Origin of the sequence: Thermosipho sp. 1244 (genome assembly GCF_018588215.1) — a bacterium.
Taxonomy (GTDB): domain Bacteria; phylum Thermotogota; class Thermotogae; order Thermotogales; family Fervidobacteriaceae; genus Thermosipho; species Thermosipho affectus.
Window position 1 is genome coordinate 21510 of sequence record NZ_LNGA01000031.1, and the last position, 20341, is coordinate 41850.

Genomic DNA, 20341 nt, shown 5'->3' on the forward strand with positions numbered 1-20341 from the left:
TCTTTAAAATCTATATCCTATTTCAATAGGTATTGTTTGAATTTTTTCCGCTTTTACGTACAAAACAGAATAAGAAAATGAGACAAAAAAGTTTTTAAAATAATACCTTACTCCTGCCAAAACCATATATCCAAGTGAATCAAGGGAAAAACCAAGTATCGCTCCACCTTTTCCGTATATAGCAAATTCTCCAAAGGAAGTTTTTCTAATGTACTTTCCATAATTTTCAAATGAAAAACTATTCATCAGATACTGCATAGAAAAACCAAATTCCGTATTGTTGTTCATCGAAATAGGAAAACCAATACCTATTGAATAAAAGCTATTATCAGTTCCATCGAATGTAAAATTCCAACTTCCATAAAATTCAATTGCAAACAAAGACACAGAAACAATCATTAATAAAATAACTGTTTTTTTCATAATTCATCCCCCTATTTCGTTTTTCAACTGATTTAATTTTTCTAAATCGATGTACAATCTCTCCAATGTCTTATCCCCAACCTTTATCTTTATTGATGACTTCGTAATAGTTGGAAGCTCCCTTATTCTCACACTAAATTTTCCCAAAGCATCAAACAACTTAGCCACAGCGGGCTTCGTCAAAGTTGTTTCAGGTCTAAATATTTTCATCACACTATCTAATGTAAAATAATCAAACAATTTTAATCCTCTAGAAGTCATGCTTTGCAAAAACTCTCCGAAATTTGTGGAATTAAATCCATATTTCTTAGAAAGTTCCAAAACTCTCCCCGATTCCAATATTGCATAATAACTATACACTGCATTTGTATTAAACATATCTTTCAAGATTTCCAAAGATAACACTGGACTTGAAAAATTTATCTCTTTGTTAAATTCAGGGTGGTACATGTGATTTTTTATCTTAATTATATTCACCATCCTCATGGTTTTATCCACCACTATATAATAACCTTCACTATTTTCTTTATCAATAAACAAATATTGAGTTTTTGGTTCACCACTAAACTCTGGACTATTTTTCACGGTAAATACCTTCCAAAAGAAAAATCCAAAAATAGCCAACAATACAAAGACTATCAAAAGCGTAATCCAAATTCCCACTGAATTTCTCCTTCTCCTTCTCATTTTAATCCTCCTTTTCTTTTACTTATCAAATAATTCCAACATTCAACACTCTCCTTTAAAATGAACAAATTTCTAGAAAGTGCATACATTATCTTATTTTTCATAACTTCAAAAAAAGCCATGTTCAAATCTTTATAGGCAACTTCTCTTAAATAAGAAACCTTTGGATAATTTCTTGTCTCTTCCAATGAATCTGCAAGAAAAAGCAGTTTCCCATACACTCCAAAACTTTTAAACCCGGAAGTATGATATCTAACGGCGTTTAAAATATCTTTATCAACAATTTTAAATCTAAATTTAATGTATTCTGCGGTAATCTTCCCGTGTAACAAAACAGGATGCATCCTGTCTTCTAAAGTTATATCTATTCCATACGCCTTCGACATTTTCAACAATTTTTCCTCTGGTAAATCTCTGAACACATCGTGAATATAACCTAAGAATTCTGCAATTTTTGCATCTAATCCATGTATTTTCGCAAGGGTAATGGCAAATTTTGCCGTTCCCAATACATGTGGTACCCTTTCTTTATTTACCAAAATTTGCACTATTTTCTTTACCTCATCCAAATCGTAATTCGTTATCAATCATACACCTCCCTGTAAACATTTTCAACCGTGAATTTTCTCTCCAAATATTCTATCAGAGACTCTTGAGTTCTAAAGGTAGACGACTTATCTAAACTAACAAATGCTATTCCCAAGGTTAAAATTTCTTTTGAATTTTGATTATTCAATTCAATTGCGGAAATATTATACTTTGATCTTATTTCACTAAGAAGTCTTTTAACAATAGAGCGCTTTTCCTTTAGAGAATTTATACCAAAAAGTTTTATATCAATTTCCAAAAAACTTACCGGCATTTTACAACTCCTCGACTGTAAAATTATTATTTGTATAGATACAAATTTCACTTGCAATTTTTATAGACTCAAGCGCAATTTCCTTAGCTGACAAATCCGTATGTCTTAAAAGAGCCCTTCCCGCAGCCATGGCATAAGGTGAACCAGAACCTATAGAAGCAATATCATCTTCTGGTTGAATTACCTCCCCTGTACCAGAAATTATAAAGGTATATTTTTTATCAGCAACTAAAAGTAGAGCTTCTAATCTTCGTAGCACCCTATCAGTTCTCCAGTCCTTTGCAAGCTCCACTGCTGCCTTCAATAAATTTCCTCCCCATTCTCTATACTTTGTCTCAAATCTATCAAAAAGCGCCATTGCATCTGCTACTGATCCTGCAAATCCCGACAAAACATTTCCATCACCCATTTTTCTTACTTTCTTTGCATTCCCCTTCATTATAGTATTTCCATACGTAACCTGTCCATCTGATACCATCACTACAGAATCACCTTTTCTTACACATACCACCGTTGTAGATCTCCACTTCATAACTGCACCTCCATACCGGCTTTTTTTAATCTATTCATCACCGAAAATAATATTCCTTTTTCTTCAAGTTTTTCAACATATGCAACATTAAATTTAGTTTTATCAAATTCCCTCAAAATCCTAAACAAATTTTGAGCTATCGTGTATGGATTTTCAAGGGTTCCCAATACAATTACCCTATCGCGTGGATAAAAATCTTTATGGCCCTCTGGACATAAAATGACACCATTTTCTTTCTCCACAAACTTTTTTATCTTTTCTCTAATACTCAAATCAAAAATATAAACGGGCTTTTCAGGAGCATAATGTCTATACTTCATACCAGGGGCCTTCGGGTTTGTAACAGCCCTTGCATCTCTAACAAAATCAGGTACAACAATTTCACCAAAAATATCTTCCAAACTTTCAATTGTAACAGGACCCGGTCTCAAAATCACAGGTCTATCCCCAGTAAGATCTATTATCGTTGATTCAATTCCAAATGGTGTTTCCCCTGCATCAATTATACATTCTACTCTCCCGTATAAATCCTCAATAACGGCATTCGCATCGGTAGGACTGGGTTTCCCCGAAAGGTTTGCACTAGGTGCGGCAATTGGTCCGGCACATAAACAAAGTTTCTCAGCAACAGGATGTGCGGGAATTCTAATTCCCACTGTTTCAAGTCCAGCAGTTACATTATCTGGAAGCTGCATCCTTTTTTTTACAACAAAAGTAATAGGTCCAGGAGTCATATCCTCGATTATAGTTCTATATTTTTCGTCTACTTTTCCTATTTTATACAACATATCAACAGAATCAACATGAACTATTAAAGGATTATCTTTCGCACGTCCCTTAACTTCAAAAATTCTATCAACTGCCTTTTCATTAAAAGCACTTGCTCCCAAACCATAGACTGTCTCAGTTGGAAAGGCAACTAACCCTCCTGTTTTAATCAACTTGCAAGGATATGAAATATTTATTTCAACCGACGACTCTATTTTTAAGACTTTAGTTTCCACTTTTTCTCCTCCACAAAAAGTTAAAAACTTTCAAATATTTCTTAGTTAAAGTTTTTGAAATATAACATATTTCGTAGTTTCTATTTAAACCACTTCTAGTAAAATTTGCAGAACCCAAAAAAACGTAATTATCTACTATCATAAATTTATGATGCAACATTCTATCTTTGATAATCTTTATATACCTGTACGGATAATCAAAAAGCGCATACCTTTCAAACCAACTATCCGTAATTATTTTTACATCTACCCCTTTTGATTCTTTATACTTCATCATTGCCAAAATTTTTGGATTAGTAAACGCATATACACACAAATATATCCTTTTTCTTGCATCCTGCATTAATTTTAACAAATTTCCTTCCACATCATCGTATCCTACCACCAAAAAATCATCTAAACTAATTATAACCCCTTCATTCCAAAGTTTCAAAAATAATTTTTTAAACTCAATAACATAATTATCAAAAAACAACATATCGTTAAATCCTTCAACCATGCCACTTTCGGTAAAATTTGCAGAACCAAACAAAACTCCATTTTCATTTACCATAAACTTTGCATGGTGCAAGGAACTTTCATAATCTTTCAACACTGGACACTCTAACTTTGCATTCGGTACTTCCAAAATCACCCTTACATCTACACCTTTTTTATACAATTTGTTTATTGCATCTATCACTTCATTTTTATCCATACTAAACGATGAAACGTACAAAAAGTGCCTTGAATTGTTTACAAAATTAACTACTACATCTGTTAAATCACAAAATTCAGTAAAATACACTTCTACTGACAAGACAACAATGGTGAAAAGTAAAAGCACCAAACTACCTAGTTTCATCTTCCCCAACCTTCAAAAGTGCAAGGAACGCCTCTTGCGGAATAGAAACATTACCAATCTCTCTTAATCTCTTCTTTCCTTCCTTTTGTTTCTGCAAAAGTTTCATTTTTCTTGTTACATCTCCACCATAACACTTGGCAAGCACATCTTTCCTCAATGCCTTTATAGTTGATCTAGCAATTATCCTTCCACCCGCTTTAGCTTGTATTGGAATTTCAAATTGATGTTGAGGAATAAGCTCTGCAAGTTTATCCACTAATTTTCTTGCAGTGGCATATGCTTTATCTTTATGAGCAATTATTGATAAAGCATCAACAGGCTCTTTATTCACCAAAACTGTAACCTTTACAAGTTCACTCTTTCTATACCCAATAAGTTCATAATCCATTGATGCATAACCTCTACTTAAAGCCTTCATTTTATCAAAAAAGTCAAAAATAATTTCCGCTAGCGGTACTTCAAAATTTAAAACTACCCTCTCAAACCCAGCATTCTCCGTACTTATCATAGTACCTCTTTTTTCATTTTGGACTAAATTCATTAATTTTCCCAAATATTCAGGAGGTGTGATTATAGAAAGTTTTACGTATGGTTCATAAATCTCTTGAATTTCCGATTCATTTGGAAACTTCGCAGGATCGTTAATTATCAATTCTTCGCCGTTTTTCAAAACCACTTTATACTCAACATTTGGAGCTGTCAAAATCACCGTCATTTCAAACTCTCTCTCCAACCTTTCCTTCACCACATCCATATGCAAAAGTCCCAAAAAACCACACCTAAACCCAAATCCCAACGCTGGAGAATGATCTGGGAAAAAAGTTAAGGCTGAATCATTTAGTTTTAACTTTTCAAGTGCTTTTCTCAGCTCTTCATAGTACTCTGGAACACCCGGATACATTCCAGCAAAAACCATGGGTTTTACTTCTTTATATCCTGAAAGAGGTGTATCTACAGGGTCATTTGCATTTGTAATAGTGTCACCTATTTTTGCAAGTGAGACCTCTTTTATACCGGCAATGACATATCCAACATCCCCTGCTTCTAATTTATCTATTGGAGTCATTTCAGGGGTAAAAACTCCAACTTCCACAACTTCGTATACTTGCTTGTTTGAATAAGTCATTATCTTATCACCTTTTTTTACTTCACCATCAAAAACTCTAATATACGTAATTACCCCTCTGTATTTATCGTACTTTGCATCAAATATAAGTGCGGAAAGTTTTCCTTTTTGATTTCCAGAAGGTGCAGGCACTTTCTCTATTATTGTTTCTAAAACCTCTTCAACACCTATCCCTTCTTTTGCACTTATCTTTAATATCTCATCACTTGGAATCCCTATTAAATCTTCTATCTCTTGCTCTGTTTCGGGAATATTCGCATTTGGCAAATCAATTTTGTTAATAACAGGGATTATTTCCAAATCGTGCTCTACCGCCTTGTAAGCATTTGCCACAGTTTGGGCCTGCACCCCTTGAGATGCATCAACAAGCAAAATAGCCCCTTCAACCGCTGCAAGGCTTCTATCCACCTCATATGTAAAATCCACATGTCCTGGAGTATCCACTATATTTATTTCGTAAACTTCTCCATCCTTCTTTGATTTGTAGAAAACCCTTAAAGGATGCGATTTTATTGTTATCCCACGTTCCCTTTCTATATCCATACTATCCAAAAATTGATCCCTCATCTTTCTCTCATCAACAGCACCGGTGAGCTCTAAAATCCTATCACTTAATGTAGTTTTTCCATGATCTATATGTGCTATTATACTTATGTTTCTAACGTTTTTCACTCTTTCCCTCCTTTAGCTGCATTACAAGTTGCTTAAAGTATTCCCCTCGCTCCTCGAAATTTTTGAATGCATCAAAACTTGCACCACCCGGACTTAGCATAATTACTTCACCTGGCTTGGCAAGTTCAACTAATTTATTTAACGCTTCACTAATCGTGTTTACCCTAAAATAGTTTATTCCATTAAAATATGGTATCAGATCATCGGCAATGGGACCCACAAGCGCAACAGTCTTTACCTTTTCTTTTATTATTTTAGAAAGAAAAGTGTAATCTTCATTTTTGCCTATACCTGCCATAATTAGGTGTAAGTTGTTATTAAAATTCTCAATAGCCCTAATAACGGCAATTGCATTGGTTGCTTTAGAATCATTAAAAAACTTTACACCATCTATTTCTGTAATATATTCCATTCTATGCGGTAATTTTTCAAAATCTTCCAAAAATTCAAACTGAAATTTAAATCCCATAGTTTCAACTATAGCTTTTGCAGCAGCTACATTTTCAACTGTCTGCTCATATCTAAGATGTACCGGCAAATCTTCCATTTTAAAACTAAACTCAAATGGAATTTTTTTCGCATCAACCCTGTACAAATTATCTAAAATGTACTTATCATTTGGGTTGTACACAAAATAATCCCTTTCACTTTGAAACTTTGCAATCTTAAATTTTGAAGAAATGTAATGTTCCATATTTGGATGCCAATTCAAATGATTTGGGTATATATTCAATATAGAAGCAACATCTGGCTTAAAGTACTTTGCCCAGAATAATTGAAAACTACTTACTTCTAAAACCAAATAATCTGCCCTTAAATTATCATTCAAAAGTTTAGCTACAGGTATACCGATATTACCAGCAAGCAGAGTCCTCTTGTATTTATTTAATACATGGTATATCATGGAAACCGTAGTACTCTTCCCAACAGATCCCGTTACCGCTATAATAAATGGATGCCATCCTATTTTTTCAAATTCCTTTTGACAAAAGGAAATCTCCGTATCCACCTCTATTCCCAAATCCATTGCCTTTCTTATTAAGACATTATCAAAGTGAACACCAGGGCTCACTATTAATTTATCGCAATTTAGTACATTTTCAGTATGAGCATTTTCTTCAAAAGACACCTTATTTTCAATTAAAAAATTCCTATCAGACTTGCTTAATCTTTTTCTTTCGCTTACAAAAACTTCTTCACCTTTTTCAAGCAAATACTTTAAAATTTCCCTGTTACTTATTCCAAATCCCATTAGCGAATATTTCAAACAGATCACCTCTACTTTATTTTAACACATTTACAAACTTCCTCATTTGTTCAAGGCAAAACTCATGTAATTTCTCCCTCTTTTCTTTCTTTCGCATTTTAACATCAACAAGTCCAAAATTTGCATACATGGGTTTTAAATTCTTTGCCATTGTCACATAATTTAAAAGGGCACCTAGCATCGTCTTTTTGGATAACTTAACCGGCGCTTTCCCTTCCAAAAATCTTGAAATATTTATTCCCACATATATACCCGTTGCTGCAGATTCAACATATCCTTCAACTCCCACAATCTGTCCTGCAAAAAATAGATTCTCATACTTTTTATGTCTTAAATACTCATCTAAAACCTTTGGCGAATCAATATAAGTATTTCTATGCATTACGCCATATCTCAATATTTCGGCATTTTCAAGACCTGGAATCAATCTAATTACCCTCTCTTGTTCTTTCCACTTTAGTCTAGTTTGAAATCCTACTAAATTGTACATATTACCACTTTCGTCCTCTCTTCTAAGTTGTATAACCGCATATGGCATTTTACCAGTATGCGGATCAATTAATCCCACGGGTTTTAATGGGCCAAAAATCAGTGATTTTTCTCCACTTTTTGCTATTTCTTCAATTGGTTGGCATCTTTCGAATAATAACTTTCTATCAAAATCCTTCATTTCAATCATTTGAGCATTAACAAGTTCTGTATAAAATCTTTCGTATTCTTCTTTTGTCATAGGACAATTAACATAATCCTTTGTACCTTGACCATATCTATCTGCAAAAAAACACTTGTCAAAGTTTATACTCTCTCCAGAGATAATAGGTGCAACTGCGTCAAAAAAATTTAAAAAACCTCCTGTTAAATTTGAAAGCCAATTTGCAAAATTTCCATCTGTAGTAGGACCTGTTGCAACTACCCATATTTCATCATTTATTTTTATTTCTTCCACTTCTTCTCTAATTATCTCTACGTTATCAAATGAAGTTATTGCATCAGTTATACATTTTGAAAATGCCTTCCTATCTACAGCCAAGGCTTTACCTGCGGGCACTCTATTTTTATATGCACATTCTAAAACCAAAGAATCCAATAACCTCATTTCTGCCTTTAATATTCCTTCGGCATTCTTCAAACTCTCTGATTTTAGGGAATTACTACACACTAACTCTGCAAAATATTCACTCCTATGAACCGGTGAAAATTTCTTCGGTTTTTGTTCAAAAATTCTAACCTTTATACCTTTTTTTAATAACTTCCACGCAACTTCAACTCCTGCAAGGCCTCCTCCTACGATATTAACCACCAAAATATTCACCTTCTTTAATTAATCCACCGTTTTTTGCATCGTAAAATGTCATCTTTTTTTTCCCGGGAAATTGTATATACTTTACCTTCACATATCCACCTTCACAAGATATCAAAGCACCTTCTTTGTCTACTGCAACCACCTTACCATACTCTTTAGTATTTTCTTTTATACAATCAACAACACCAAATAACTTTACAAAGTTACCGTTAAAATCCACTCTTACACCAGGCAAGGGATCATACGCACGAATTTTATCTTTTACCTTACAAAAATGTTTTGAAAAATCTAACACCAAATCCTCTTTTGATATCTTCGGTGCAAATGAAACTTCTCCTTCTTGAGGAGCAAGACTTAGTGGATAATTCTTTAAAAATTCTACAAGTAATTTCTTACCCACATTCAAAAGTTTTAAATACAATTCTCCAAAAGTTTCAAAATCACCAATATCCACTTTTCCTTTAAGGGCTATGGGCCCATCATCCATACCTTCGCCTATTTTAAAAATAGTAATACCAGTAACTTTTTCCCCGTTTTCCAAAGCCCTTTGTATAGGAGCAGCACCCCTATATTTTGGGAGCAAAGACGCATGTACATTAAAAAACTCCAATGCGTTTAAAAATGGAGGTTTTAATAATTTACCATACGCAACAACTACGCCTAAATCAGGTTTAAATTCCTCTATAATTTTTAATCCTTCTTTATTCAAACTCTTTGGTTGGAAAATCGGGATATTGTACTTTAATGCTATTTCTTTTACCGGTGTAAAGGAAATCTTCTTCCCTCTTCCCTTTGGTTTATCAGGTTGAGAAATTACGGCAACTACATTAAAATCATTTTCAATTAGATATTCCAAATGAGTGCTTGCAAAATCAGGTGTCCCTAAAAATAGGATCTTCATATATTCCCTCCTTTTTAATAAAAAAGGATGCTATTTGCATCCTTTAAATCTTTCAAATAGCTCTAAAAATTCTTCGTTTTCCAATTCTTGAGGCCTTCTTTTTAAATCAAATCCTGAAAAACACCCTACATCAGTAAATTTCCTTAAATTGTTGTGCAAAGTCTTCCTTTTTGCTTCAAAACACTTTGAAACGAAATTCCAAAACTCCTCAACATCGTATTTAAAGTCTTTTTTTCTTTTTAAATCCAAAACTACACTATCAACTTTAGGTTGTGGTATAAAATTTCCTTTAGATACATTCAATAATTTCTTTGCTACGGTAAAATTTTGTACAACAACAGACAAAAAGCTTCTATCTGATCTTGGTGGCGCAAGTAAACGTTCTCCTACCTCCTTTTGCACCATTAACACCGCCCTTGAAAAGCGCGAAAACAAAATTTTTTTCAAAATCATACCTGTTATAGAATAAGGTATATTCGCAACAACCTTAAAATCTTTTGGAAGAATTGAAAGATCAAACTTTAAAAAATCTTGAAAAACTATTTGAATATTATCAAACTTATTAAACCTTTCTAGAATTGGTATCAATCTTTTATCTATTTCAACGGCAATAATCTTTGCACCAGTTAAAACAAGATATTCTGTTAAAGCCCCAGCTCCTGGTCCAATTTCCAAAACTACATCTTTTTCATCAATTTCCGCTTTTTCAACAATCTCTTTTGCTATTTTTTGATTTGTCAAAAAATTCTGTCCCAAGCTCTTTAACAGTTTAATGTTGTATTCCCTTAAATAATTTGAAACTTTCAATCTATCAGCTCCACCACTACATGTCCTGGATACTCTATCCTAGTTATATTTCCCATATGATATGTTATCTTGATACTTTCATCTCTAAAATTCAACTCAAAGATCTCACCTTTTTTCTTCAATGATACATTCTCAACAGCATATTCAGTCTTTGAAGGATTAAACAAAAGCTGTGGAATAACTACATTAAAGTAAGGGCTTGGAAAATCCAATATCCTTTTTAAATGTGATAATACAAAATTATTATCCATTATAAATAAATTTTCTTTATTTAAAGTATACGTGTATGAACTTTGCAAAGTTTCAAAAATAAATTTTGCAACTTTACCATCGTACTTACCAATTATCCTTCCCGTATAACTTCCATCAACCGTAAAAGTAACTATGTAATCTTTAAATAAATTGTCAACAAAAACAGTTGTAGAATCTATCGTGTACAACATGCCATAGTCAATAATGGTCTTAGTGGTGTATACATCTCCTTTTTCGTTTAACACTGAAGTCCCAAGAAGCGTTTCACCTATTTTTATACTATACATCTCTGAAAATGAAAACAACGAAAACATTAAAAAAGCAAAAAGTAGAAACTTTCTCATTTTATCACCTCTATATTGAAACTATGTTACTAACACAAATAGCAGTTATAGCGTTTAGATTCCTTTCTGGATAAACTCCATTACCCGTTTTAAACTTTAGACTTACAGGACACCTTACAAGTTTTTCCAAGTTCTTTGATATTTCATCTCTATAATTTCCTAGTTTAAAATCCGTTATAACTACACAGTCGATATTTTCGGGAAAATAACCCTTTTGATTTATAGCATTTAACACATTCTCTAACATATACACACTACTTATTCCTTCTGGAACTTTTGTCTCAGGAAATAACACTCCTATATCTTTCTTCAACGATACACCAAGTAAAGAATCAATTATACTATGTACAATTACATCTCCGTCTGAATGTCCATTTAAACCAAATCCCGCATTTATCTTAATACCACCTAATATTAACTGCCTTCCCTTCACTATCGGATGTGTATCCCATCCCAATCCGCTACAATGCTTCATTTTTGACTTTTTAGTCATACGGATTAACCGATTATTTATTTTCTTTTCCTCCAAAAAGTTCATTGTTTTATACTTATCCAATAAGTCCTCTGTAACATCCACCAAAATTCTTGAGTAATCATGTGAATTTATAAAATTATACAAAAGTTCATATTCAATCGAAATATCCTTTCCAGAAAGAGAAATTATATATACATCATCCACGGTAAAATTTAAAAGTATCTGTCCAATAACAGAAGCAAGTTTCATGCCTGTTCCCAATACTTTAAGCCCCAGTATTTTAAACCATCTTTCATATCTATGCCTAAAGGCATCTTTTGGTGCATACAATAACACACCTAATACTTCTCCATTTTCCTCGCAAACTAACGAATTTTTCATTAAAAACGGAGGTATAGAAAAAAGCAATGCCTTTTTAATTATCTCAAAGGCATTTATCTTAAATAAATAATCAAAATAATCTTTCTTTTCATTGTATATGAATTTTGCACACTCCTCGTAATTTTCTTTGTTTATTTTAACAAGATTCATCCACTCACCTCTACAGTATTTTTAGAAAATACAATATAATAATCAAAAGTCCAGAAAACATCATTGTTGTTATAAACGCCCAAAATATCTCAGAACCAGAAGGCATGTTTAAATTTGCAGGCTTTACAACTTTTACCTTTGGTTTTTGCTTTGTTTTTTCTTTGTTTTTTTCTTTTTCTATAATTATTTGTTCATCAAATAAAATCTTAAAAGTTGGACTTATTATAAACTTTCCATAAATCTCATTTCCCAAATCTATTTTACACAAATAAAGCGTTCCTTTTCTTGTAGGCACTAACTCTTTTGAAATTATCTTGCCTTGAAAAGGTAATACCTTTCCATCATCCGAAAAATTCTTGGGAAACGCATTTTTCAATTTTTCTTCAATTTTTCCAAATGTTACAGGAACAACATAAATTACATCTCCAATATCAAAATTAACAATAGATTCTCCGTTAATTGGATCGATCACTGGGAAAAATTCTGGCAATTCTTTTAAATCCGTACGTTCATACAAGTTCCTTATTATCGTTTCCTCGTAATCTTCTTTTAAATCCATTATATTGTACGCCGAATATTCTTCAAGCGTTAACCCTTCAGCAACAACTTCTATATCAGCCTTTGGAGACCATTCTTCTAAAATATTTGAGAGAATAACTTTTAACAACTCAATATCGTTTTCTTTTACCGCTGTCGTTAATTCTATTCCAAGTGCTATTTTTCCCCTTTTGTTAAAGATTGTATTTAAAAACGAGTTAAAAGACAAAGTTAAATCTTCCACCACGGAATCTAGAAGAAGTTCATTTTTCAACTTTTCAAAATTTTCTCTAAAATCCAATATATTGGCATTTAAATCTACATCATCAAGTCTTTCTGAAAACCTAAGCGGTACCATTAAAAAATCAAATTCAGGCACGTTATTTACTTTTCCAAAGAGATATCCCAAAAAAACTTCAGCAGTAGCCTTACTTCTACCTTTTACCTTAACAAAATATAGGTCCATTTAAAAACCCTCCTAAATATACTCTCCTGATGGTACATCTTTATTAACTATCTTATCATTTCCCACAACACAATTTTTTCCTATTTGTACTTTGTTCTCTATAACACTATCCATACCTATAACAGTTATTTCAGAGTTATAAATCTTTTTATTTAATTTACTTTCTGCAAAATCACCCACTCCAATCTTTACACCATCTCCAATAAAGACATTTTCCGCAACAATTGCATTCTCAATCATACAATCATCACCTATCTTTACTCTAGACATTATAACAGAATTTTTCACAACAGTTCCTTTTCCTATCTCCACACCTTGTGCAAGTACTGAATTATAAACATCTCCGTAAATTTCACAACCTTCACTGATCAACGAATTTTTTGTTTTGGAATCTTTTGAAATATAAGCCGGTGGCATTTCCTCAGAATGTGTATAAATCCTCCAATTTTCATCATGAATGTTAAACGGTGGAATAGGTCTGGTAAGTTCCAAATTAGATTCCCAATACGAATATATAGTTCCCACATCTTTCCAATATCCTTCAAAAGGAAATGCAAAAATTCTCTCTGTCTCCAAAATCTTTGGGATAATATCTTTCCCAAAATCATGAGAACTATTCTTATCCTTTGAATCTTCTATTAATATCTCTCGAATAAAGTTCCATTGAAATACGTATATCCCTAAAGATGCCAATGTAGACTTTGGTACCTTTGGTTTCTCCTGAAACTCCACTATTCTATTTTCCAAATCTGTAACCATGATTCCAAATCTGCTTGCCTCAGAAAGTGGTACTTCCATACAAGCTACGGTGGCTAATGCACTTTTAGCTCGATGATAATCAACAAGCTCATTATAATCCATAGAATATACGTGATCACCAGATAATATTAACACATAATCTGGACTATAACTATCCACAAATTCTATATTACTATACACTGCATCTGCCGTCCCTTTATACCAAACACCGATTTCTTCAGTGGAATACGGTTGGAGTATGGTAACCCCTCCATCCTTTCTATCCAAATCCCATGGTTTTCCTATACCAATATGTCTATTTAACAAATGTGGTTTATATTGCGTTAGCACTCCAATCTTGTATATTCCAGAATTCACACAATTACTTAGTGTAAAATCTATTAATCTATACTTCCCACCAAATTGAACAGCGGGTTTCGCAATTTTTTCAGTTAACACACCTAACCTTGTTCCTTGCCCACCAGCTAAAATTAACGCAACAACATTTTTCACAAATTTCACCCCTAAATCGTTGTTCTCTTTTCCAAAATAACCGGTTCAAAGTCTCCTATAACCTTTTGCCCTTCTCTTATTAAACAATCTTTATCCATTATTGCATTCTTTACAACAGCCCCTTCTTCAATTACCGTACCTTGCATAATAATGGAATTTTCAACTTTTGCACCAGCCTTAACAATAACTCCCCTAAAAATAACGGAATTTTCTACCATACCTGAAATTATACATCCATCTGCAACTATAGAGTTCTTTACACTTGAATTTGCAGTAAACTTTGCCGGTGGAAAATCTTTTATTTTAGTGTATACTTTACCATTTTCGTAAAAAAGCTCATCTCTAACATTTCTATCACAAACAATATCCATATTTATTTTAAAATACTCTCTTACTCCTTTTTTTATATTTCTCCAATATCCCTTAAAATCATATGCATAAACGTTCAATTCATTAATCCGAGGTAGTATAACATCTAACAACAAATCATTTCCACCGTTTGGAACAGTAGAATATAAAAGTTCCATTAGAAGATGTTTATTCATAAAATAAACCCCTAAAAACGCTTTTCTACTTGGTGGATTTTCCACCTTTTCGTGAAATTGAAGTATTCTCATATTATCATCCACAACAACACTTCCGTATTCCCTCATATCATATGAATCATCTAAATCTTTAGTTACAAGGGTAATATCTGCTCCCTTTGAAAAGTGATAAAGGTATAAATCATTATAATTCATCTTATAAATATGATCACCAGAACCTATAAGCACATAGTCTTCCTCACCACGTCTCAAAATAGTCATATTTTGAAATATTGCATCAGCCGTTCCTTTATACCAATATTCTCCCGAAAAACCTATATATGGTTGTAAAATAAAGAGTCCACCTTTTTTTCTATCCAAATCCCATTCTTTTCCAGAACCAAGATGATCCATTAAACTTCTTGGGTTATATTGAGTCAATACTCCCACCTTTATTATCCCTGAGTTTACCATATTACTTAATGTAAAATCTATAGACCTGTATTTTCCTCCAATTGGCAACGCTGCACTTGCTCTTTTATATACCAAAGGCCCTAACTTTTCGCTCTTTCCCCCTGCAAGGATTAAGCCCAAAACCTTCAAAATTTCACCTACTTTCTAACAATTGAAACACCTGAACTCGTTCCAATACTATTTGCTCCCGCCTTGATCATCTTTATTGCATCCTCAAAAGTCTTTACACCACCAGATGCCTTAACACCCAAATTACCAACTACCCACCTCATTAGATTTACATCTTCTGCCTTTGCACCAGCTGTACCAAAACCTGTAGAAGTTTTTACAAAAGATGCCCCTGCTTCTTTTGAAATAACACATGCGGCAATCTTTTCCTCATCTGTCAAATAACAAGTTTCAATAATAACTTTTACAGGCTTTTTTGAAGCCTCAACAACGGCTTTTATATCTTGGTATACATATTCATAGTTTCTACTCTTTAAATAACCAATGTGTAAAACCATATCTATCTCGTCAGCACCTTCTTCCGCCGCAATTTTTGCTTCATATGCTTTTGATTTAATAGAAGTTGCACCTAAAGGAAAACCAACTACCGTTACAACTTTAACATCCGTCCCTTTTAATTGAGCACTTACGAGCGGAACAAAGGAAGGATTCACACATACCCCTCTAAAATTATACTCTTTTGCTTCATCACACAACTTTTTTATTTCTTCTTCTGTAGTAGTGGCCTTCAAATTTGTGTGTTCAATATATTTATTAACTTCTTCTACCTCTATATCTTTCAATTCAAACTTATAACTTTCGTGAAACTCCTTAATCTTATCCTCTATTAATTTCTCCAAATTCATCTTTTCACCCCTTATCTATTTCTTTTTAAATATTCTTGAATTTTCCTATTGATTTCTTTTTTCTTTATATCTTCCCTTTTATCATATTTTCTCTTACCTTTTGCAACGGCTATCTCCACTTTTACCAAACCCCTATTGTTAAAATATATCTTCGTTGGAATAATTGTTAAACCTTGTTCTTTTACTTTTCCAATTAATCTATGAATTTCCTTTTTATGTAAAAGTAACCTTCTTGGTCTTTCCGGATCGTGATTGTTTAAGTTACCATTTCTATATTGAGGAATATTCAAATTTAGTAAAAAAACTTCTCCTTTTTTAATTCTACAAAAACTATCTTTAAAATTTGCCCCCGATTCACGTAAAGATTTTACTTCTGTCCCTCTTAATTCTATACCAGCTTCATATGTTTCCAAAATATTGTAATCCGAATATGCCTTTTTGTTAGTTGCAATTACTTTCATCTAAACCCTCCTATTTGTGAATACCAGGTACCTTTAAATAATTGTTTTCCCTTTTTGGGAAATTATTTCTTATTAATTCCACATCTTCAAAGTCTTTCCTATTTCTCTCAGAAAGTTTGTATCTTTCTTCAATTGGTGTATACATAGGTTCTACTCCTTCTGTATCTACTTCATTTAACAATTCAAAATAATCCACAATTTTTTGCATTTCCTCAATAAATTCTTCTTCGTTAGAAATCTCAAGACGTGCAAGAAACGCAATATCTTTAACTAATTTTTTATCTATCGTCAAATCTCTTCACCTCCGATATATCTTTTAAATTAAAATCTATTGCCTTTTTATTTTCCATCCTTATCTCATCATACAGTTCTCGTCTCAATACTCTAACGGACTTTGGCGCAGTTATACCTATTTTTACTTCCCCACCATCTACCTTCAAAACCTTAACTTCAATATTATTACCAATCATTATACTTTCACCTATTTTTCTAGTCAAAACAAGCACAAAATCACCTCATTTTTCCAAAGAAGCTAATTTATGTTTAGTACTGTACTTATCCACATCTAAAATTATTTGCTTTCCCTTCCCATTTTCAAGATTTATAACAATGGGCGCCAGTAAATTCACCGTTGATTCTTTTGGGTTTCCATGCGGTATTGTCAGAATAACCCAAACTGCAACCCTTTCTCTATCTTTTATTTCAAGTTCTTTTACATCTTCAGAAGAAATTTCAAATTCATAATCTTTATACACTAACCAAGGATCTATAATGGGGAAAGCCACATTTTCATCTTCAAGGGATACAAGCCACATTATTGGAAGCGTATCTTTAAGGGAAATCACGGAAAATTTTCTTAAATGCTCAAAACCAGGTAACCCATTTTCAAATAGAATAACTTCTTTTTCCTCTATATCAAGTTCTCCCAACTTGGTTTTATACTTCAAATTATTCACCTCTTTTCATACCATTCAAAGATCCTATTGTAAAACTCTTCACTCCACTCCTCATCTTCAAATATTTCATGATAGGCTCCCTCAAATCTAATTAATTTCTTATTTTCCTTCATAATCTGAAGATTGTTAAAGAATAAATAACTCCCTTGTGGTGGTGTAACTCTATCATTTGTACCAACTAATATTAATGTGGGAGTGTAAATTATTCCAACTTTTTCATGTGCAAGCGCTACATTTTTCAATATACTCTTTGCAAGCTTAACACTAATTTTATTGTGAATCAATTCATCCCCCACGTATTTTTTCACCGCTTCTTCATTTCTAGATAAATTTTCAGGAGAAATTCCATTTGAAAGTGTAAAAGAAGGATAAAAAAGTCCAAAAACAGAAAGTAATAACTTCTGTGAAAAAGAAGTCTTTACATACAACGCAGGTGATGAAACAACTAAAGATTTTATTCTATTCAAATTCTCTTGAACATATCGTATTGAGATAAGCCCGCCAAGGCTATGTCCAAAAATATGAAATTTATTTAGATTTACAGTAAGTTCATTTATCACCATCATTACTTCCTCAATGGAAGTATGTCCTCTTTTTCCTGAACTTTTTCCATGTCCTGGCAAATCAAAACCGATTACACCATACCCTTTATTTACCAATCCATCTATTAATCTTTCATATCTTCCAATATGTTCTCCTAAACCATGAACAACGACAACCCATCCTTTTTCTGGAGTACCTCTAGTAAATGAATATATCACATTATCCCCCCTTGATGTGCCGCACATCTAAAATAACAGGTTTAAACCTTTTATCCAAAATTTTGTTAATCAAAAATGCAATGCCCATAAATCCAATGCCAATAAAAAAACTAAACAAGTCTGAAAGCTTAAAAAAAGTACCTAACCCCACTCCTAAAATTAATAAAATCACGGGAAGTCCATACAACATAAACGCCAAAAACGTAGGCTTATACTTTAAATCAAGTACTACAAAATCACCTGGAAAATAGTCAAATTTTTCGTCTTTCTCAACTTTCAAAGTAGAAACACTTTTTACATTACAACTTCCAGATAAAGCACACGCCCCACAAGCACTCACATCTCTATCAAGATATATATATTTTCCATCAATTTTTGAAATTCTAAACAATTCCTTCATTTTACACCACCTACTCAACTAAAATTAAAAATGGATAATGCACTTGTCCCCCCTCATATGTCTCAATTTCCAAAAATGAATACTTCTCCTCAATAAACTTTTCAAAAATATCCAATTCAACTGGTGTTGCTTCTTTCCCAACAATTAAAGTAACTATTTCTTTTTCATCTATGTCCTCGATTTTCTCAAATGTTTTTTTCAGAGCAATTTTAAAGTCAAAATCATGCACGACAAATTTATTATTCAAAAAAACTAAGTATTCATCCTTTTTTATTTTTTCTCCTTGCAATTTCGCATTCCTAACCGCTCTAGTTATAGATATAGTTGAAATTTCCTCTATCGTCTCTTTAAACATTTCAAATAACTTCTCAGGAGATTCATCTGGTACATTCCGTATCATCGCTGCTATACATTCTTGTACGTTTTTGGTTTCAACAACATAAACGTTTTTATCTTTTGTCGTTTCCGCAACCTGCTTTGCCGCCAATATTATATTTGAATTATTTGGAAAAATAAAAACATTTTCAGCATTTACACTTTCCACTGCAACTTTTAAATCCGCAGTACTAGGGTTCATGGTTTGCCCACCTAAAACTATCTCATCAACTGCTAAATCCTTTAATATTCTTGAAATGCCATCACTGGGCGAAACTGCAACTATTCCGTTCTTTTTTGGTTCCCCTTGTTCTTTTGATATAAAATGTTCGTGTTGTTCTTTCATGTTATCTATCTTAACCTTTAACAATTCACCTTTAGTTAAAAATTTTTCAATAACAACTCCCGGATTATTTGTATGCACATGTAATTTGATTATATTATCTTGCAAGAAAAAGACCACAGAATCTCCCATTTCATGTAAAAAGTCTCTTAACTCTTTTTCTTCTTCATAAGAGATATCATCATATGAACGAACAATAAGTTCTGTGCAATATTGATACTTTAAATCTTCTGGAATCATATTAATCTCATCTACGGGCATCGCCGTAGTTTTTATATCTAAATTAATATCTGTTTCACCATTAATGTATTTTGAAAAACCTTCTGCTATATAGTATAATCCCTTGGCACCAGCATCAACCACTCCTGCATCTTTTAATTTTTTCAACATATTAGGCGTATCTTTTACCGCAGAATCCAATATTTCCAAAACCTTTTCAAAGAATGTTTTAAAATCCTTTTGTTCTGAAAGTACCTCAAAATTTTCCGCCAAATACCTTATGGCAGTTAATATTGTACCTTCAACAGGCTTCATAACAGCTCCATACGCTACATCCTTTGCAGAACTAAATGCCTGTGCAAAATCAACAATACCAACCTCACTCTTATCCTTTAGTGCATCGGTAAAGCCCCTAAATATTTGTGATAATATAACACCGGAATTACCACGTGCTCCCATCAATGTTCCATTTCGTATGGCATTTATAACATTATCTAATGTTTCATTATCTATATTTTCCAAATACTTACAACCTTCCAGCATTGTTGCCGACATATTAGAGCCTGTATCTCCATCTGGTACAGGAAAAACATTTAAAGCATTTATTTCATCCTTGTGCTTCAACAAATTTTCTGTTCCTTTCATAAACAGAAGTTTTAACTCTTTCCCATTTAATTTATTCAAGGCACA

Annotated in this window: 25 protein-coding genes; all 25 read right to left on the reverse strand. The window is 32.8% G+C overall.

Annotated features, from left to right (window positions below; genetic code table 11):
• Positions 1-3: 3 nt before the first annotated feature.
• From AS157_RS07755 to AS157_RS07875, 25 genes are read right to left on the reverse strand one after another with little or no spacing between them, the layout of a single operon-like run.
• Positions 4-423 (reverse strand): hypothetical protein, encoded by a 420-nt coding sequence (locus AS157_RS07755; protein ID WP_077288877.1) that lies wholly within the window; start codon positions 421-423, stop codon positions 4-6.
• Positions 424-426: 3 nt separating this feature from the next.
• Entirely contained in the window at positions 427-1110 is a 684-nt protein-coding gene (locus tag AS157_RS07760) for a hypothetical protein (protein WP_077288878.1), read from the reverse strand.
• Positions 1107-1697 carry a bis(5'-nucleosyl)-tetraphosphatase (symmetrical) YqeK gene (gene yqeK / locus AS157_RS07765; RefSeq protein WP_077288879.1) on the reverse strand — a complete coding sequence of 197 codons (591 nt, stop codon included), beginning with the start codon at positions 1695-1697 and terminating at the stop codon, positions 1107-1109. The genes AS157_RS07760 and yqeK overlap by 4 nt, the downstream gene beginning before the upstream one ends.
• On the reverse strand, positions 1694-1972 hold the full coding sequence (locus AS157_RS07770; protein ID WP_077288880.1) for a DUF503 domain-containing protein: 279 nt from the start codon (positions 1970-1972) through the stop codon (positions 1694-1696). Before AS157_RS07770 ends, yqeK begins: the two co-directional genes overlap by 4 nt.
• Before the next feature lies 1 nt (position 1973).
• A complete protein-coding gene (hslV, locus tag AS157_RS07775) occupies positions 1974-2504 on the reverse strand; it encodes an ATP-dependent protease subunit HslV (RefSeq protein WP_077288881.1) in 531 nt (176 codons plus the stop codon).
• On the reverse strand, positions 2501-3508 hold the full coding sequence (locus AS157_RS07780; protein WP_077288882.1) for an L-threonylcarbamoyladenylate synthase: 1008 nt from the start codon (positions 3506-3508) through the stop codon (positions 2501-2503). Before AS157_RS07780 ends, hslV begins: the two co-directional genes overlap by 4 nt.
• Positions 3498-4352, reverse strand: a complete 855-nt coding sequence (locus AS157_RS07785) for a phospholipase D-like domain-containing protein (RefSeq protein WP_077288883.1) — start codon at positions 4350-4352, stop codon at positions 3498-3500. Before AS157_RS07785 ends, AS157_RS07780 begins: the two co-directional genes overlap by 11 nt.
• The gene (gene lepA, locus AS157_RS07790; protein ID WP_077288884.1) at positions 4339-6150 is read right to left on the reverse strand and encodes a translation elongation factor 4; all 1812 of its coding nucleotides are present in this window, start codon (positions 6148-6150) and stop codon (positions 4339-4341) included. Before lepA ends, AS157_RS07785 begins: the two co-directional genes overlap by 14 nt.
• Positions 6137-7417: a UDP-N-acetylmuramoyl-L-alanine--D-glutamate ligase gene (gene murD, locus AS157_RS07795; protein WP_077288885.1), complete on the reverse strand. Its 1281-nt coding sequence runs from the start codon at positions 7415-7417 to the stop codon at positions 6137-6139. Before murD ends, lepA begins: the two co-directional genes overlap by 14 nt.
• Positions 7418-7433: 16 nt before the next feature.
• Complete coding sequence (gene trmFO, locus AS157_RS07800; protein ID WP_077288886.1) at positions 7434-8720, reverse strand: methylenetetrahydrofolate--tRNA-(uracil(54)-C(5))-methyltransferase (FADH(2)-oxidizing) TrmFO; 1287 nt, start codon at positions 8718-8720, stop codon at positions 7434-7436.
• Positions 8710-9621 carry a methionyl-tRNA formyltransferase gene (fmt, locus tag AS157_RS07805; protein WP_077288887.1) on the reverse strand — a complete coding sequence of 304 codons (912 nt, stop codon included), beginning with the start codon at positions 9619-9621 and terminating at the stop codon, positions 8710-8712. Before fmt ends, trmFO begins: the two co-directional genes overlap by 11 nt.
• Before the next feature lie 30 nt (positions 9622-9651).
• On the reverse strand, positions 9652-10428 hold the full coding sequence (rsmA, locus tag AS157_RS07810; RefSeq protein ID WP_077288888.1) for a 16S rRNA (adenine(1518)-N(6)/adenine(1519)-N(6))-dimethyltransferase RsmA: 777 nt from the start codon (positions 10426-10428) through the stop codon (positions 9652-9654).
• On the reverse strand, positions 10425-11024 hold the full coding sequence (locus AS157_RS07815; protein WP_077288889.1) for a hypothetical protein: 600 nt from the start codon (positions 11022-11024) through the stop codon (positions 10425-10427). The genes rsmA and AS157_RS07815 overlap by 4 nt, the downstream gene beginning before the upstream one ends.
• Before the next feature lie 10 nt (positions 11025-11034).
• The gene (locus AS157_RS07820) at positions 11035-12030 is read right to left on the reverse strand and encodes a 2-C-methyl-D-erythritol 2,4-cyclodiphosphate synthase (RefSeq protein ID WP_077288890.1); all 996 of its coding nucleotides are present in this window, start codon (positions 12028-12030) and stop codon (positions 11035-11037) included.
• A 10-nt stretch (positions 12031-12040) separates the two neighbouring features.
• Positions 12041-13033 (reverse strand): DUF4899 domain-containing protein, encoded by a 993-nt coding sequence (locus AS157_RS07825; RefSeq protein WP_077288891.1) that lies wholly within the window; start codon positions 13031-13033, stop codon positions 12041-12043.
• 12 nt (positions 13034-13045) lie between these two features.
• The gene (locus tag AS157_RS07830; RefSeq protein ID WP_077288892.1) at positions 13046-14284 is read right to left on the reverse strand and encodes a glucose-1-phosphate adenylyltransferase; all 1239 of its coding nucleotides are present in this window, start codon (positions 14282-14284) and stop codon (positions 13046-13048) included.
• Positions 14285-14295: 11 nt separating this feature from the next.
• On the reverse strand, positions 14296-15411 hold the full coding sequence (glgD, locus tag AS157_RS07835) for a glucose-1-phosphate adenylyltransferase subunit GlgD (RefSeq protein WP_077288893.1): 1116 nt from the start codon (positions 15409-15411) through the stop codon (positions 14296-14298).
• Positions 15412-15419: 8 nt separating this feature from the next.
• Entirely contained in the window at positions 15420-16136 is a 717-nt protein-coding gene (gene deoC, locus AS157_RS07840; protein WP_077288894.1) for a deoxyribose-phosphate aldolase, read from the reverse strand.
• An 11-nt stretch (positions 16137-16147) separates the two neighbouring features.
• On the reverse strand, positions 16148-16597 hold the full coding sequence (gene smpB / locus AS157_RS07845) for an SsrA-binding protein SmpB (protein ID WP_075665456.1): 450 nt from the start codon (positions 16595-16597) through the stop codon (positions 16148-16150).
• A 10-nt stretch (positions 16598-16607) separates the two neighbouring features.
• Positions 16608-16889, reverse strand: a complete 282-nt coding sequence (gene gatC / locus AS157_RS07850; protein ID WP_077288895.1) for an Asp-tRNA(Asn)/Glu-tRNA(Gln) amidotransferase subunit GatC — start codon at positions 16887-16889, stop codon at positions 16608-16610.
• The gene (gene csrA, locus AS157_RS07855; protein ID WP_075665458.1) at positions 16876-17103 is read right to left on the reverse strand and encodes a carbon storage regulator CsrA; all 228 of its coding nucleotides are present in this window, start codon (positions 17101-17103) and stop codon (positions 16876-16878) included. Before csrA ends, gatC begins: the two co-directional genes overlap by 14 nt.
• Positions 17104-17112: 9 nt before the next feature.
• Positions 17113-17544, reverse strand: a complete 432-nt coding sequence (gene fliW / locus AS157_RS07860; RefSeq protein WP_077288896.1) for a flagellar assembly protein FliW — start codon at positions 17542-17544, stop codon at positions 17113-17115.
• A 5-nt stretch (positions 17545-17549) separates the two neighbouring features.
• Positions 17550-18314 (reverse strand): alpha/beta hydrolase, encoded by a 765-nt coding sequence (locus AS157_RS07865; protein WP_077288897.1) that lies wholly within the window; start codon positions 18312-18314, stop codon positions 17550-17552.
• Between the two features lies 1 nt (position 18315).
• Positions 18316-18714, reverse strand: coding sequence for a SoxR reducing system RseC family protein (locus AS157_RS07870; protein ID WP_077288898.1), 399 nt, complete (start codon positions 18712-18714; stop codon positions 18316-18318).
• A 10-nt stretch (positions 18715-18724) separates the two neighbouring features.
• Positions 18725-20335 (reverse strand): DAK2 domain-containing protein, encoded by a 1611-nt coding sequence (locus AS157_RS07875; RefSeq protein WP_077288899.1) that lies wholly within the window; start codon positions 20333-20335, stop codon positions 18725-18727.
• Between the last annotated feature and the right edge of the window lie 6 nt (positions 20336-20341).

What these genes read in the sequence shown, in the direction of transcription:
- AS157_RS07815 (WP_077288889.1), bottom strand. Translation starts at nt 11,024, where the DNA reads ATGAGAAAGTTTCTACTTTTTGCTTTTTTAATGTTTTCGTTGTTTTCA.
- AS157_RS07755 (WP_077288877.1), bottom strand. Translation starts at nt 423, where the DNA reads ATGAAAAAAACAGTTATTTTATTAATGATTGTTTCTGTGTCTTTGTTT.
- deoC (WP_077288894.1), bottom strand. Translation starts at nt 16,136, where the DNA reads ATGAATTTGGAGAAATTAATAGAGGATAAGATTAAGGAGTTTCACGAA.
- AS157_RS07820 (WP_077288890.1), bottom strand. Translation starts at nt 12,030, where the DNA reads ATGAATCTTGTTAAAATAAACAAAGAAAATTACGAGGAGTGTGCAAAA.
- AS157_RS07870 (WP_077288898.1), bottom strand. Translation starts at nt 18,714, where the DNA reads ATGAAGGAATTGTTTAGAATTTCAAAAATTGATGGAAAATATATATAT.
- fmt (WP_077288887.1), bottom strand. Translation starts at nt 9,621, where the DNA reads ATGAAGATCCTATTTTTAGGGACACCTGATTTTGCAAGCACTCATTTG.
- AS157_RS07760 (WP_077288878.1), bottom strand. Translation starts at nt 1,110, where the DNA reads ATGAGAAGGAGAAGGAGAAATTCAGTGGGAATTTGGATTACGCTTTTG.
- AS157_RS07770 (WP_077288880.1), bottom strand. Translation starts at nt 1,972, where the DNA reads ATGCCGGTAAGTTTTTTGGAAATTGATATAAAACTTTTTGGTATAAAT.
- AS157_RS07785 (WP_077288883.1), bottom strand. Translation starts at nt 4,352, where the DNA reads ATGAAACTAGGTAGTTTGGTGCTTTTACTTTTCACCATTGTTGTCTTG.
- smpB (WP_075665456.1), bottom strand. Translation starts at nt 16,597, where the DNA reads ATGAAAGTAATTGCAACTAACAAAAAGGCATATTCGGATTACAATATT.
- AS157_RS07825 (WP_077288891.1), bottom strand. Translation starts at nt 13,033, where the DNA reads ATGGACCTATATTTTGTTAAGGTAAAAGGTAGAAGTAAGGCTACTGCT.
- hslV (WP_077288881.1), bottom strand. Translation starts at nt 2,504, where the DNA reads ATGAAGTGGAGATCTACAACGGTGGTATGTGTAAGAAAAGGTGATTCT.